This window comes from Pseudomonas sp. TH07, from assembly GCF_016651285.1.
Taxonomy (GTDB): Bacteria; Pseudomonadota; Gammaproteobacteria; order Pseudomonadales; family Pseudomonadaceae; genus Aquipseudomonas.
Genome location: NZ_JAEKED010000001.1, coordinates 5,008,628 through 5,023,650, shown reverse-complemented (window position 1 = coordinate 5,023,650; position 15,023 = coordinate 5,008,628). Strand labels below are relative to the sequence as shown.

General features: G+C 64.9%; 10 protein-coding genes and 1 pseudogene. 10 read left to right on the top strand and 1 reads right to left on the bottom strand.

The window, feature by feature from the left end; translation table 11 throughout:
- The first annotated feature begins 1 nt into the window (after position 1).
- The 5 genes and pseudogenes from JFU57_RS23000 (at position 2) to JFU57_RS22980 (ending at position 7,845) form a co-directional block, all read left to right on the top strand.
- Positions 2 to 1,225 (top strand): lipase family protein, encoded by a 1,224-nt coding sequence (locus JFU57_RS23000; RefSeq protein ID WP_201130872.1) that lies wholly within the window; start codon positions 2 to 4, stop codon positions 1,223 to 1,225.
- A gap of 15 nt (positions 1,226 to 1,240) precedes the next feature.
- Positions 1,241 to 2,449, top strand: a complete 1,209-nt coding sequence (locus tag JFU57_RS22995) for an LLM class flavin-dependent oxidoreductase (RefSeq protein ID WP_078472240.1) — start codon at positions 1,241 to 1,243, stop codon at positions 2,447 to 2,449.
- A 4-nt stretch (positions 2,450 to 2,453) separates the two neighbouring features.
- Positions 2,454 to 4,051: pseudogene (locus JFU57_RS22990) on the top strand (ABC transporter substrate-binding protein).
- An 80-nt stretch (positions 4,052 to 4,131) separates the two neighbouring features.
- Positions 4,132 to 6,693, top strand: a complete 2,562-nt coding sequence (locus JFU57_RS22985; RefSeq protein WP_201130871.1) for a TonB-dependent receptor plug domain-containing protein — start codon at positions 4,132 to 4,134, stop codon at positions 6,691 to 6,693.
- 66 nt (positions 6,694 to 6,759) lie between these two features.
- Positions 6,760 to 7,845, top strand: a complete 1,086-nt coding sequence (locus tag JFU57_RS22980) for an LLM class flavin-dependent oxidoreductase (RefSeq protein WP_201130870.1) — start codon at positions 6,760 to 6,762, stop codon at positions 7,843 to 7,845.
- A gap of 13 nt (positions 7,846 to 7,858) precedes the next feature.
- Here JFU57_RS22980 and JFU57_RS22975 read toward each other — a convergent pair whose 3' ends face one another.
- Complete coding sequence (locus tag JFU57_RS22975; protein ID WP_201130869.1) at positions 7,859 to 8,875, bottom strand: AraC family transcriptional regulator; 1,017 nt, start codon at positions 8,873 to 8,875, stop codon at positions 7,859 to 7,861.
- A 346-nt stretch (positions 8,876 to 9,221) separates the two neighbouring features.
- On the opposite strand from JFU57_RS22975, the gene JFU57_RS22970 reads away from it, so the two are divergent.
- The 5 genes from JFU57_RS22970 to JFU57_RS22950 all read left to right on the top strand — a co-directional run bounded on the left by JFU57_RS22970 (position 9,222) and on the right by JFU57_RS22950 (position 15,023).
- Positions 9,222 to 10,532, top strand: a complete 1,311-nt coding sequence (locus JFU57_RS22970) for an ABC transporter substrate-binding protein (RefSeq protein ID WP_201130868.1) — start codon at positions 9,222 to 9,224, stop codon at positions 10,530 to 10,532.
- Between the two features lie 78 nt (positions 10,533 to 10,610).
- The gene (locus JFU57_RS22965) at positions 10,611 to 11,537 is read left to right on the top strand and encodes a carbohydrate ABC transporter permease (protein ID WP_201130867.1); all 927 of its coding nucleotides are present in this window, start codon (positions 10,611 to 10,613) and stop codon (positions 11,535 to 11,537) included.
- Between the two features lie 10 nt (positions 11,538 to 11,547).
- A complete protein-coding gene (locus JFU57_RS22960) occupies positions 11,548 to 12,378 on the top strand; it encodes a carbohydrate ABC transporter permease (RefSeq protein WP_078472233.1) in 831 nt (276 codons plus the stop codon).
- A gap of 43 nt (positions 12,379 to 12,421) precedes the next feature.
- The gene (locus tag JFU57_RS22955; protein WP_078472232.1) at positions 12,422 to 13,525 is read left to right on the top strand and encodes an ABC transporter ATP-binding protein; all 1,104 of its coding nucleotides are present in this window, start codon (positions 12,422 to 12,424) and stop codon (positions 13,523 to 13,525) included.
- 16 nt (positions 13,526 to 13,541) lie between these two features.
- Positions 13,542 to 15,023 carry a mannitol dehydrogenase family protein gene (locus JFU57_RS22950; protein WP_201130866.1) on the top strand — a complete coding sequence of 494 codons (1,482 nt, stop codon included), beginning with the start codon at positions 13,542 to 13,544 and terminating at the stop codon, positions 15,021 to 15,023.

Sequence of the window (15,023 nt, the reverse complement as noted above, 5' to 3'; positions counted from 1 at the left end):
GATGAAACTCGCCCCAAGACTGGCCTTCGGCCTGAGCATCCTGACGCTGTCCCTCAGTGCCCTGGCTGCCGAGACCCACGCCCCGAAACCTGACCCGTTGCAAGGCGACGGCCGCGTCTCGGCCTTCTACACCTGGCAGCAGGCGATCCCCGCCACCCCGGGCAAACTGCTGCGCAGCGAACCGCTGGAGAAGACCCTGAGCCTGCCCAATGCCGCCAGCGCCCAGCGGATTCTCTACAGCTCCACCGACGGCATCGACAACAAGACCCCGATCGTGGTCTCCGGCACGCTGTTCCTGCCCAAGGGCAAGGCGCCGGCCGGCGGTTGGCCGGTGGCCAGCTGGGGCCATGGCACGGTGGGCGTGGCGGATGTCTGCGCGCCCTCCTGGCAAGGCCGCTCCTACCGCGACGTGCAGTACCTGAGCCGCTGGCTGGATGAGGGCTACGCGATTGTCGCCAGCGACTACCAGGGCCTCGGCGTCCCGGGCGGGCACCCGCTGCTGAATAACCGCATGGCCGCCTACGGCATCCTCGACGCCGCCAAGGCGGTGGTCGCCGGGGTTCCCGGGCTGGCCAACAAGGTGCTGATCATCGGCCAGTCCCAGGGCGGCGCCGGCGCCTTCGCCTCGGCCGCCTATGCCCCGACCTACGCCCCGACACTGGGGGTCAAGGGCAGCATCGGCACCGGAGTGATCTACACCGTGGGCGCGAAAAACGTCGGCGAACAGGACCCGAACAAGGTCGACGCCTCCCTGGCCTACGGCTTCTACACCCTGCTGGCCGCCCAGCAGTACGACCCGAGCATCGACCCCCGGGATTTCTACACCGACAAGGCCCTGCCGCTGTTCGAACAGGCCCGCACCAGTTGCCTGGCAGCGCTGGTCAGTGATGTGGTCGGCGTCGGCCTGACTCCGGCCAACGCCAAGAAGGACTACCAGGGCAATCAACTGGCCGCCTGGCAGAAGCAGGTTTCCTACCCGACCTTGAAGCTGGCGCAGCCGATCTTTATCGGCACCGGCGCCGAGGACAAAACCCCTGCCGCCTCGACCCAGGTGGCGTTGATGCAGGACGCCTGCAAGACCGGTTCGGTGGTCGAAGGCCACCTGTACAAGGGCCTGGGCCATAGCGAGACGGTCAACGCCTCGCTCAAGGACTCGGTGCCCTTTGCCCACAAGGTGATCAACGACCAGCCCATCACCCCCATCTGCAACCCCAGCGTGCAGTAAGCCGGAGACCCGCCCATGAGCATTGAATTCTTTACCCGCCTGCCACTGCACGGCGAAACCCAGTTCCTCCCCGGCGACCCGCGCAACCGTGGCGATTGGCACCGCGGCGGCCCCAGCACCGGTGCAGTCTCGGGGTTCAGCGTTGGCGACCACTTCACCTACATCGACTACCTGGGGCAGATCGCCCGGGCGGCGGAAATCAACGGCTTCGGCGGCGCGCTGATGGTCAACGCGCCGACCGGCGAAGAGCCCTGGACCGTGTGCTCGCTGCTGGCCCGGGAAACCCGCAGCCTGAAGTTCGTCACCGCCTTCCAGCCCTATCACTACACGCCCTGGGTCGCGGTGCAGCAGGCGGCGACCTACCAGCGCGCCACCGGCAACCGCCTGGTGTGGAACATCATCAACGGCGGCTCGGATGCGATTCAGCGCCAGGTCGGCGACTTCAGCGACCACGACGAGCGTTATGCGCGCGCCATCGAGTTCATGGACGTGGTCAAAGGCTATTGGCACAACGAGAATTTCCACTACGAGGGCCGCTTCTACCGGGCCGAAGGCGGCGGCCTGCGCGGGCCGCTGAAAAAGGCCGAGTTGCCGCTGATCTGCACCGCCGGCTCGTCGATTCCGGCCCGGGAGTTCGCCGCCAAGCATGCGGACTTCTACCTGATGCGCGCCGAGCACCCGGACGAGATCGCCGCGCTGATTGCCGATATTCGCCAGCGCGCCCTGAAATACGGGCGCACGGATATCCGCTTCGGCCTGTCGATCGACGTCATCACCCGCGAGACCGAAGAGCTGGCACGCACGGAAGCCAAGCGTTTCTTCGACGAAGGCATTGCCCGTGGTGCGGTCAAGGCAGTGGCCGCCCACGCCGGGTTGCGCACCGCGCGCAAGCTCAGCTACGAAACCGAATTCGCGCAGAAGAACGAGACCCAGGGCTTCGACGACTTTTTCATCCACCCCAATGTCTGGACCGGCTTCGGCTACATCGGTATCCCGCCGGGCTGCGCCCTGGTCGGCAGCTATGAAAACGTGGTGGCGCGGATCCGTGAGTACAACACCCTGGGCATTGATCTGTTCTTCCTGGCCGGCTACCCGCACCTGGAAGAGGCCTACCGTCTGGGCGAGCACATCCTGCCGCACTTTCGCGGCGAACGGGCCGAGCTGAGCCGGCCCCAGGAAGCGCCGCTGGAGCTGCGCTCCGCCAACGGCCCGGCCGGAGCCTGATGCCATGAGCCAGGATCATCGGTTGTTAATCAGTCGGCGGGACTTTATCGGCCATAGTGTCGCCCTCGGCGGCGGCCTGCTGCTGGGCGGCAGCCTGCTGGCCGGTTGCGATCAGCGCAGCGACCCGCCCGCAGCGGCCGGCGCCGGGGCCCTCAACGACGACACGCCGCGTTACGGCGGGCGCCTGCGCCTGGGCATCCTCGACGGCAACCAGAGCGGCAACCTGGATGCCCACAAGCCCATCGGCAGCGGCATCGTTCGCGGCTTTGCGCTGTACAGCAAGCTCTGGGAATGGGACGAGCAGATGCAGCCGCGCCTGGCCCTGGCCGAGTTTGCCGAACCCAATGCCGACGCCAGCAGCTGGACCCTGCGCCTGCGCCCGGACCTGGAGTTCCACCACGGCAAGACCATCGACGCCGATGACCTGATCTTCTCCATCCGCCGCCTGACCGACCCGCAATTGGCCTCGCCCTACGCCGCGCTGCTGCACTGGGTGGACCGCGACAACCTGGTCAAACTCGACGAGCGCACGGTGCGCCTGAGCTTTCGCGAGGGCCGCAGCTACATGCCCCTGGCGGAAACCTGGGTCAACTTTGGCGGCATCGTCCCGGTGGACTACCACCCGGTGACCAATCCGGTGGGTGCCGGCCCCTACAAGCTGAAGAGTTTCACCCCCGGCCAGCGCTCGCTGTTCACCCGTTTCGAGAATTACTACAAAGACGGCAAGCCCTACGCCGATGAGCTGGAGATCATCGACTTCAAGGACCAGGTGTCGCGCCTGGCGGCCCTGCGCTCCGGCCAGATCGACATGGCCAACGTCATGCCCACCGAACAACTGGAGGTGTTGCAGCGCGACCCGCGGCTCAAGGTGCTGAAGTCGGTGACCGGCAACTGGCTGTCTTTCGACATGAACCTGGACAAGCCACCCTTCAACGACCCACGGGTACGCGAGGCGTTTCGCCTCCTGGCGGACCGCGAGGAGCTGGTGCGCCGCGCCCTCAACGGCCAGGGCCGGGTGGCCAACGACCTGTATGCGCCGAGCGACCCGACCTTCAACCACAGCCTCGGGCCACGGGCCCACGACCCGCAGCGCGCAGCGCAACTGCTCAAGGAAGCCGGCCAGGAACACCTGGAGCTGGAACTGGTGACCACCCCGGCCCGGGGCTGACCTCGGCCCTGGTGCTGGCGGAACAGGCCAAGCGCATTGGCGTGACCCTCAAGGTCAAGCAGGTGGATCTCGCGACCTTCCAGGGCCCGCTGCGCAACGACTGGACCCTGAGCACCGGTGGCAGCATCGGCGCGCCATTTCTGGCCAGCGCGATTCACACCGATGCGCCCTTTGCCGTGGCCAACAAGACTCACTTCAGCGACGCGCATTTCAGTGAGCTGTTCCTGGCGGCCATGGCCCAGCCCGACCTGGAGAAACGCAAGGCCCTGGTGCACCAGGTGCAGCAGATCCAGTACGAGCGCGGCGGCATGCTGATCTGGGGCTACGCCGATCTGCTGGACAGCGTGGCCACCCGGGTTGGCGGCGCCGAAGCGGAGCAGTCGCTGTTCAGCACCTGGCGCTTTGAAAAGCTCTGGCTCAAAGACACCGCCTGACAGGGTGGCGAGGCAGCCTGCTGCCTCGCCCCACTCGCGACTCGACATCGACCTCCCATTTTTCAAGGGGCATTTCTGCCATGCACGCTATCGCCTTGCGTTTACCTCTGCTGCTGGCTGCAAGCCTGCCGATCCAGGCGTTTGCCGCCGATACCCAGCTGCAAACCGTCACGGTCCAGGCCAGCGCCAGCGAGTCCGAGGACGACGCCCTGCCCACCCGCCCGCCGACCTCGGTCTACGGTGGCCTTGAGGGCAAAGTGCTCGACACCCCGCGCTCGGTGACCCAGGTCAACGCCGAGCAGTTGGCCAACGACTCGATCCGCAGCGCCGATGACCTGGTCAAGTACGCCCCCGGCATCACCCGCGGTGGCGGGCAGAACGCCGGCATCGCCCCGCAGTTCCGGGCCCAGGGCTCGGAAGTGTTCCAGGACGGTCAGCGCGCCTATGGCGTGCGCCACCCGGCCAACTTCAACGCCTACGAGGGTGCCGATATCGTCGCCGGGCCCTCTTCCGTGACCTACGGCTCGGTGTCCGGCAGCGGTGGCTACGTCAACTACCTGAGCAAGAAACCCAATTTCAACGAGTTCAAGACCAAGCTCAGCGGCGAGCTGGGGTCGTGGATTCCCGATGGCGAGTCCCGGGACTCGAGCAAATTCAGCATCGATAACACCGGGCCGTTGAGCGACAACCTGGCGTACCGCCTGAGCATCACCAAGCAGCGCCAGCAGGACTTCTACGACAACGTCGACAATAACTTCGACGCCTTCTACGGTGCCCTGGCCTGGCGCAACGACAGCGTGCGGGTCGACTGGAACGCCAGCTACGACAATTACTACGACTACAACATCACCCACGGCTGGAACCGCGCCACCCAGCAACTGGTGGACAGCGGCCAGTACTATGCCGGGCGCGCCACGCCGATCATCCAGAACGGCAACACCCTGTGGTCGCCGGTCCTGGCCTCGGGGGCCGCCGATGCACCGACCCTGGGCTGGGTCCAGCGCCAGCGCAACGCCCAGGGCCAGTACGCAGTGGTGGACGGCAGCTTCCAGACCGCCTCGCCCAACACCCAGGCCAGCCCCGGCAGCCTGCGCGGCTGGGTCTATGACCCGACCCTGGCGGGCAACGGCCTGACCTCGCTGTCGTCGCAGACCGGGCAGCGCAAGGAGGACGAAAACAGCTCGCGGCGTTTCACCACCCAGCTGCGGGTCGAAGCTGACCTGTCGCCAAGCATCACCCTGGCCAACAGCACCTTCTACCAGCGCTCCAGGGACCTGACCGACGCCGTGGGTTCGTTCCAGGTGCAGTCCAGGGACAACCTGTTCGACAACCGTTTCGAGTTCCGCTCGCGCAATGAAACCCGACTCGGCGACTGGACCCTGCGCGATGACAGCAACAGCGGGCTGATCTACCGCCGCGAGTTCAACCAGTCGATTGCCGCCAACAACAACTTCGGCAACACCATCAACGCCTACGACCTGACTCAGGACCCATCGGGCAAGAACCCCGGCGACCTGCTGGGGCTCACCGGCAGCAACCCTGCCGGCGGCAATGGCGCCTGGATCGGCCAGCCCGGGGTGCCCCAGTACTCCAGCTACTACGGCTGGCTCAACCTGGGTGCCATGTACCCCGCCGGCCACGGCCTGTACGCCGAATCCGTGGCGCCCTACACCGCCGAAAGCACCTGGACCACCCGCACCCTGTTCAGCCAGCACAACCTGCACTTCGGCGAGCGCCTGGGCCTGAACATCGGCGCCAGCCGCAGCTGGATCGATGCCGAGATCGAAAACCCCTTCGTCCTCGCCGGCGGCAACCCGCGCAAGGACAGCAACAACTACCGGCTGTTCTCGTTTCAGGTCAGCCCCTACGTCAAGCCGACCGAAAACAGCACCCTGTACTACACCTTCGACCGCTCCCTGGCGGTCAATACCGGGTTCTTCTCCAACGGCCTGGGCTGGGGCAGCGGCGCTGGCGCCAACCAGCTCAACCCCCTGGCCTTCCAGAGCCTGAGCGTGCTGCATGAAGTCGGGCTGAAGGTCGAAGCCGTGCCCGACCAGTTGTTCATGACCCTGGCCGCGTTCAAGCAGGCCCGCGACCAGGCCCCGGACAGCAATAACAACATCGCGCGGCTGGTGATCAAGGGCGTGGAATCCACCCTGCGCTACCAACCCAGCGACCACCTGCGCAGCGGCCTGAACCTGTCCAAGCTCAACGCCTACAACGAGTTCACCTCCCAGGCAGGCTTTGCCTCGGCCGGTTTCGTCGCCGACAACGGCACCGTGTTCGGCGACAACAACAGCCTCAACCAGCGGCCTTCCGGGCGCTTCGACGCGGTGCAAATCCCGGAATACACCGCCAGTGGCTATGTCGACTACCGCTTCGACTCAGGTTTTGGCGCCGAGCTTTCCGGCTGGTGGACCAGCAGCTGGTACCTGAACCTGAGCAAGACCGTGAAGATCCCCGACGAATACAACCTCGACCTGGCCCTGTACTACCGCCAGCCCCAGTGGAGCACCACCTTGCGCGTGCTCAACCTGACCAACGAACTGAACTTCGTCAGCGGCCTCGCCGGTTCCACCAACACCTTCTTGCAACCCATGCCCGGCCGCACCCTGCTGGCCCAGGTGGATTACCAGTTTTAACAGCTGTAGCGGCAGCGGCTACAGAGCCGCTACGGATTGATTAATCACACCCTCAGGAAACCCGAGATGAGCATTGAATTTGTCGGCATGATTTTCCCTCGCCAATGGTCCGAGACCCGGGGCGTGCGCAGCCCGGATTTTGATCTGGAGTTCATTCGCCACCACGCCCGCGCCCATGAGCACGCCGGCTTTGACCGGGTGCTGATCGCCAGCGGCCCGGGCAGTGCCGACAGCTTGCAGATCGCCGCCTATGCCGCCGCCCACACCGAGCGCCTGGGCTTCATGATTGCCCACCGCCCGGCCCTCACGGCGCCGACCGTCGCTGCCCGGGCCTTCGCCACCCTGGACCACACCACCGGCGGCGGGCGAATTCGCCTGCATGCCATCACCGGCATCACCGCCGAACCCCAGGAAGGCGACACCCTGCTGGACAAGACCGAGCGCTACAAACGCACCGACGAGTACCTGGAGATCGTGCGCCGTACCTGGACCGCCGAGGAACCATTCGATTTCGAAGGGCAGTACTTCAACATCAAGGGCGCGTTTTCCCCGGTCAAGCCGCTGCAACAGCCGCACATCCCGATTTCCTTCGGCGGGTCCTCGGACATCGCCTACCAGATCGCGGTCAAGCATGCGGACCTGTATGCGCTGTGGGGCGAGCCCCTGAGCGGGGTCGCCGAGCAGATTGCCAAACTCAAGGCCGCCGCCCAGGCCGCTGGAGTCGCGGCACCCCGGGTCAGCCTTTCGGTCCGGCTGATCCTGGGGGCCACCGAGGAACTGGCCTGGCAACGCGCCGAGCAGATCCTGGCGCAGATCAAGGCCAACCCGCAGTTCGCCGCCGGCAGCCCCTGGCAGAAACGGATCAAGGGCACCGGCTCGGAACGCCTGCTGGCCGCCGCCGCCCGGGGCGACCGCCATGACCGCGCGCTGTGGATGCCCACCGCCACCGCCGTCGGCGCCTATGGCGACACCACCGCCCTGGTCGGCACCCCGGAAACCGTGGCCCAGGCCCTGCTGGACTACGTCGACCTGGGGGTCACCACCTTCCTCAACCGCGGTTACGACCCGCTGTACGACACCGTCGACTACGGGCGCTGGATCCTCCCCGCCGTGCGCGAAGAGGCCGCGCGCCGCCAAGTGCGCTCGGCCTGACCGCTGCGCGGGGTCAGTGGGCTTCGTTGAGAATCAGGCTGCGGTAATGCCCGGGGTTGGAACCGGACCATTTGCGAAAGGCCTTGTAGAACGAGCTGGCATCGGCGAACCCGAGGCGGCTGGCGATTTCGGCAAAGCTGATCTGCGGCTCGGCCAGCCAGATGATCGCCAGCTCCTTGCGCACGCTGTCCTTGAGGCCCTGGTAGGTCTGGCCCTCTTCCGCCAGACGCCGGCGCAGGGTCGAGGCCGACATGCACAGGCTCAGGGCCAGGCTCTCGGTCTCCGGCCACTGCTCGGCCGCAAGCTGGCGCAAGTCGTGCTTGATGCGGCTGGCCAGGCTCTGCGGGTCGCGGTACTTGACCAGGATATTGGCCGGGGCATGGGCCAAAAAGCGCTTGAGTTCTTCGAAGCTGCGCTTGATCGGCAGGTCCAGGCAATCGGCGGCAAAGATCATCCGCGTGCGCGGCCGGTCGAAACGCAGGTTTTCGGAAAACATCACCTTGTAGTCGTCGCAGAAGTCCGGCTCTGGGCACCGCAGCTCGATGGCCAGGATCGGGATCCGCCGCCCGGCCAGCCAGCAGGCCACGCCGTGCACGATCATCCAGTAGGTGAAGTAAGTGAAGGCGCGACCCGGCTGCGGATCGTCCTCCAGCAGCACGATTTCCGCCAGGCTCTGCTGGCGCACCAGTTGCGCCGGCAGGCGTTCGAGCATCAGTGACAGAAACCCCAGTCCCGACGCCAGCCCCGCCGCCAGGTTGAGCTGGGCCATGGACGAACGACACAGAAACGCCAGGCTGCCGGACCTGAGCTTGCGCGGGTCCATGCCAAAAAACTCATCGTCCAGGCGCCGCGCCAGCAAGCGCCACAGGCGCGCATAGGCCGTGGCCGGAACTCGGGCGGCGGGGTCATCGAGCAACTGCGGGTCGATGCCGACCTTATTCAGGGCTTCAACGCTGGCCGCACCACGGGCACAGCTCTGCAACAGCGCTTCACGCACCAGGTGAATGGAAATGGTGTCTTTTTCCGACATCGCGCTTAACAGCTTCCTGTACAGGGGGGATGGGTCGGCCATCTTAGGCAGTGGCAGCTAAAAAGCCAGTGGCCTTTTGGCTGAGAGGCCCGTGCCCACACCAAAACCAATACGCTTTTTGCGCCTTTCTTGCAGCGCCCATTGAGCCCGGGCCCGCTCAAACAGCGATCGCTGGGGATATTGCCGTTGGCACCGAGTGCAAAAAAGTATCGATTAAAGTGTCAGGGATGATTTGTCAGCGAGGGTTTTGAGGGCTGTAATCAGCGCACATCTTCCTGGTCTGCGGAAGACACAAAAACAATAACCGTCCTTCTGTCGCCCCCTGGGCCCGGAAGAGGAGTGCACGATGAAACCTTCGGTAAAAGCTCTGCTCGTCACCACCTGCATGACCCTCAGCGGCGTCACCTTCGCGGCACAGACCGTCACCATCGCCACCGTCAACAACAGCGACATGATTCGCATGCAAAAACTCTCGAAAACCTTCGAGAGCGAACACCCGGACATCAAGCTCAACTGGGTGGTGCTCGAAGAAAACGTACTGCGCCAACGCCTGACCACCGACATCGCCACCCAGGGCGGACAGTTCGACGTGCTGACCATCGGCATGTACGAAGCCGCACTCTGGGGCGCCAAGGGCTGGCTGGAGCCGATGAAAGACCTGCCGGCGAACTACGACCTGGAGGATGTCTTCCCTTCCGTACGCGACGGCCTTTCCGTCAAGGGCGCGCTGTACGCCCTGCCGTTCTACGCCGAAAGCTCGATCACCTACTACCGCACCGACCTGTTCAAGGACGCCGGGCTGACCATGCCCGAGCACCCGACCTGGACCCAGATCGGCGAATTCGCGGCAAAACTCACCGACAAGAGCAAAGAGCAATACGGCCTGTGCCTGCGTGGCAAGGCCGGCTGGGGCGAGAACATGGCGCTGATCACCACCCTGGCCAACGGCTACGGTGCGCGCTGGTTCGATGAGAAGTGGCAACCCGAATTCAACGGGCCGGAATGGAAAGACGCGCTGAATTTCTACGTCGACAACATGAAGAAATCCGGCCCACCGGGGGCCTCCAGCAACGGTTTCAACGAAAACCTCGCCCTGTTCAACAGCGGCAAGTGCGCGATCTGGGTCGATGCCAGCGTCGCCGGCTCGTTCGTGACCGACAAGACTCAGAGCAAGGTGGCTGACCACGTCGGCTTCACCTTTGCCCCCCACGAGAAAACCGAAAAAGGTGCTTCGTGGCTGTACTCCTGGTCCCTGGGGATTCCGACCAGTTCCAAAGCCAAGGACGCCGCCAAGGTCTTCACCACCTGGGCCACGTCCAAGGAATACAGCCAGTTGGTCGCCAAGACTGATGGGATTGCCAACGTACCGCCAGGCACCCGCACCTCGACCTACCGCGACGAGTACATGAAGGCGGCGCCCTTTGCCAAGGTGACGCTCGAATCGCTGAAAGTCGCCGACCCCAAAGACCCATCGGCCAAGCCGGTGCCGTATGTGGGCATCCAGTTGGTGACCATTCCTGAATTCCAGGCCATTGGTACCCAGGTCGGCAAGTTCTTCTCCAGCGCGCTGACCGGCGGCTCGACCGTGGAAAAAGCCCTGGCGGATTCACAGACCTTCACCGAGCGCGAAATGAAGCGCGCCGGTTACCCCAAATAGTCTGTAGATGCCCCCATTGCGCCGCGGGAGCCTGCCCCTCGGCGCAAGGCCCCGCCGCCTAACGAGCCTGTGATCGCTATGAATACCACCACTGCCCCCGTGCAAACCGCGACCCCGGACAAGCCGCGTAAAAGCCGCTTGATCAACCCCGGCTGGTTCCTCGTCAGCCCTTCGGTGGCCTTGTTGCTGCTGTGGATGATCGTGCCCCTGGGCATGACCCTGTACTTCTCGCTGATTCGCTACAACCTGCTCTACCCCGGCGAAAACCAATTCGTCGGCCTGGAAAACTTCACCTACTTCATCACCGATTCGGGCTTCCTGCCCGGCGCCACCAACACCCTGCTGCTGGTGGGCAGCGTGCTGCTGATCAGTGTGGTGTTCGGGGTGTTGATCAGTGCCCTGCTGGAGGCCAGCGAGTTTTTCGGCCGCGGCCTGGTGCGGGTGCTGCTGATCTCGCCGTTTTTCATCATGCCCACGGTTGGTGCGTTGATCTGGAAGAACCTGATTTTCCACCCGGTGTCGGGGATTCTCGCGGCCCTGTGGAAGGTGTTCGGCGCCGAGCCCGTTGACTGGCTGGCGCACTACCCGCTGCTGTCGATCATCATCATTGTGTCCTGGCAGTGGCTGCCCTTCGCCATCCTGATCCTGATGACCGCCATGCAGTCCCTGGACCAGGAACAGAAGGAAGCCGCGCGCCTGGACGGTGCCGGGGCGATTGCGATTTTCTGGCACCTGACCCTGCCCCACCTGGCGCGCCCCATCGCCGTGGTGGTGATGATCGAAACCATCTTCCTGCTCTCGGTGTTCGCCGAAATCTTCACCACCACCAACGGCGGCCCCGGCTACGCCTCGACCAACCTCGCCTACCTGATCTACAACCAGGCGCTGGTGCAGTTCGACGTGGGCATGGCCTCTGCCGGCGGCCTGATCGCGGTGGTGATCGCCAATATCGCGGCGATCATCCTGGTCCGCATGCTCGGCAAAAACCTGACTGACAAGCCTTGAGGGCCGCGCCATGACGCTTCAACAATCCCGCCGCCTGCAAAGCCTGCTGCTCGGCACCCTGGCCTGGGCCATCGCGATCCTGATCTTCTTCCCGATCTTCTGGATGGTGCTGACCAGCTTCAAGACCGAAATCGACGCCTTTGCCACGCCGCCGCAGTTCATCTTCACGCCGACCCTGGAGAACTACCTGCACATCAACGAGCGCAGCAATTACTTCGCCTTTGCCTGGAACTCGGTGGTGATTTCCTTCAGCGCCACGGCCCTGGCGATGTTGATTGCGGTGCCGGCGGCCTACTCCATGGCCTTCTACGAAACCCAGCGCACCAAGAGCACGCTGCTGTGGATGCTGTCGACCAAGATGCTGCCGCCGGTGGGGGTGCTGATGCCGATCTACCTGCTGGCCAAGAGCTTCGGCCTGCTGGATACGCGGATCGCGCTGATCATCATCTACACCCTGATCAACCTGCCGATCGTGGTCTGGATGATTTACACCTACTTCAAGGACATCCCCCGGGACATCCTCGAGGCCGCGCGCCTGGACGGCGCCACCCTGTTGCAGGAAATGGTCCGGGTACTGTTGCCGATCGCCAAGGGCGGCCTGGCTTCAACCGTGCTGCTGTCGCTGATCCTGTGCTGGAACGAGGCCTTCTGGTCGCTGAACCTGACCTCCTCCAATGCCGCGCCGTTGACCGCGTTGATCGCCTCCTACTCCAGCCCCGAAGGCTTGTTCTGGGCCAAGTTGTCCGCGGTGTCGACCCTGGCCTGTGCGCCGATCCTGATCTTTGGCTGGATCAGCCAGAAACAACTGGTCCGGGGCCTGTCCTTCGGCGCTGTGAAGTAACCGCACCTTCAAACAACAACGAATTTAGAAGCGGAGGCCCATCATGGCCCACCTGAAAATCAACAATCTGCAAAAAGGTTTCGAAGGGTTCTCCATCATCAAGGGCATCGACCTGGAGGTGAACGACAAGGAGTTCGTGGTATTCGTCGGCCCGTCGGGCTGCGGCAAGTCGACCCTGCTGCGACTGATTGCCGGGCTGGAGGAAGTCAGCGGCGGCACCATCGAGCTCGACGGACGCGACATCACCGAGGTCAGCCCGGCCAAGCGCGACCTGGCCATGGTGTTCCAGACCTATGCCCTGTACCCGCACATGAGCGTGCGCAAGAACATGTCGTTCGCCCTGGACCTGGCCGGGGTGGCCAAGGCCGAGGTCGAGAAGAAGGTCAATGAAGCGGCGCGGATCCTCGAACTGGGGCCGATGCTCGAACGCAAGCCCAAGCAGCTGTCCGGCGGCCAGCGCCAGCGCGTGGCCATTGGCCGGGCGATTGTGCGCAACCCGAAAATATTCCTGTTCGACGAGCCTTTGTCCAACCTCGACGCCGCGCTGCGGGTACAGATGCGCCTGGAGCTGGCGCGCCTGCACAAGGAACTGCAGGCGACCATGATCTACGTGACCCACGACCAGGTCGAAGCCATGACCCTGGCGGACAAGGTGGTGGTGCTCAACAGCGGCCGCGTGGAGCAGGTCGGTTCGCCCCTGGAGCTCTACCATCAGCCGGCCAACCTGTTTGTCGCGGGGTTCCTGGGCACGCCGAAGATGGGTTTTCTCAAGGGCCAGGTGACCCGGATCGACAGCCAGGGCTGCGAAGTGCTGCTGGATGCCGGCACCCGCATCAGCCTGCCCCTGAGCGGCGCCAAGCTGAGCGTCGGCGGCGCCGTGACCCTGGGCATCCGCCCGGAACACCTGAACCTGGCCCAACCCGGCGATTGCACCCTGCAGGTCACGGCCGACGTCAGCGAACGCCTGGGCAGCGACACCTTCTGCCACGTGCTGACCGCTTCCGGCGAAGCCCTGACCATGCGCGTGCGCGGCGACCTGGCCAGCCGCTACGGCGAAACCCTGAGCCTGCACCTGGACGCCGAACACTGCCATTTATTCGATGCCGACGGCGTGGCCCTGACCCGCCCGCTGCGCGCCGCCGCCTGATAGCCGAGAACCTGCGATGAAACTCAACCACGCCAACCTGCACCGCCTCGCCTCTGAAGTGCAACTGCCCGCCTACGCCCTGGACGACACGCGCCAAGGCATCGCCCACATCGGCGTTGGCGGTTTCCACCGTGCGCACCAGGCGTATTACACCGACGCCCTGATGAACACCGGCAGCGGCCTGGACTGGGCCATCTGCGGCATCGGGCTGCGCGCCGAAGACCGCCGCGCGCGGGATGACCTGAAGGAGCAGGACTACCTGTTCACCCTGTTCGAGCTGGGCGATGGCGACGACACCGAGGTCCGGGTCATCGGCGCGATCCGCGACATGCTGCTGGCCGAGGACGGCGCCCAGGCCCTGATCGAGAAACTGGCCAGCCCCGAGATCCGCATCGTGTCCCTGACCATCACCGAGGGCGGCTACTGCATCGACGACAGCAGCGGCGAGTTCATGGCCCACCTGCCGCAGATCCAGCACGACCTGGCCCACCCGACCCAGCCGAAAACCGTGTTCGGCTTTCTCTGCGCGGCCCTGGCCCGGCGCCGGGCCGCCGGCACCCCGGCCTTTACCCTGATGTCGTGCGATAACCTGCCGCACAACGGCGCGGTGACCCGCAAGGCGCTGCTGGCGTTTGCCGCCCTGCGCGACGCCGACCTCCACGACTGGATTGCCGCCAACGTCAGCTTTCCCAACGCCATGGTCGATCGCATCACGCCCATGACCAGCACCGCCCACCGCTTGCAGCTGCACGACCAGCACGCGGTGGACGACGCCTGGCCGGTGGTCTGCGAACCCTTTGTGCAGTGGGTACTGGAGGACAAGTTCGTCAATGGACGCCCGGCCTGGGAACAGGTCGGCGTGCAGTTCACCGACGACGTCACGCCCTACGAAGAGATGAAAATCAAGCTGCTCAATGGCAGCCACCTGGCCCTGACCTACCTGGGGTTCCTCAAGGGCTACCGTTTTGTCCACGAGACCATGGCCGACCCGCTGTTCGTCGCCTACATGCGCGCCTATATGGACCTGGACGTGACCCCGCAACTGGCGCCGGTGCCAGGCATCGACCTCGCCGACTACAAGGACACCCTGGTGGCGCGCTTCTCCAACCGGGCCATTGCCGACCAGTTGGAGCGGGTCTGTTCCGACGGTTCATCGAAGTTTCCCAAGTTCACCGTGCCTACCCTCAACCGCCTGCTTGCCGACGGCCGCGACACCGAGCGCGCGGCCCTGGTGGTGGCGGCCTGGGCCCTGTACCTCAAGGGCGTCGACGAGAACGGCACGCGCTACAGCATTCCCGACCCCCGCGCCGAGTTCTGCCAGGGCCTGGTGGCCGACGATGCCCTGCTGACCCAGCGCCTGCTGGGGGTCGAGGAAATCTTCGGCAGCGCCCTTGCCCGCTCGCCGGCCTTTGTCGCAGCCTTCGAACGCTGCTTGGCCAGCCTGCGCGAGCACGGCGTGAGCAAGACCCTGGAGCGGGTGCTGGCCAGCCACGGCTGA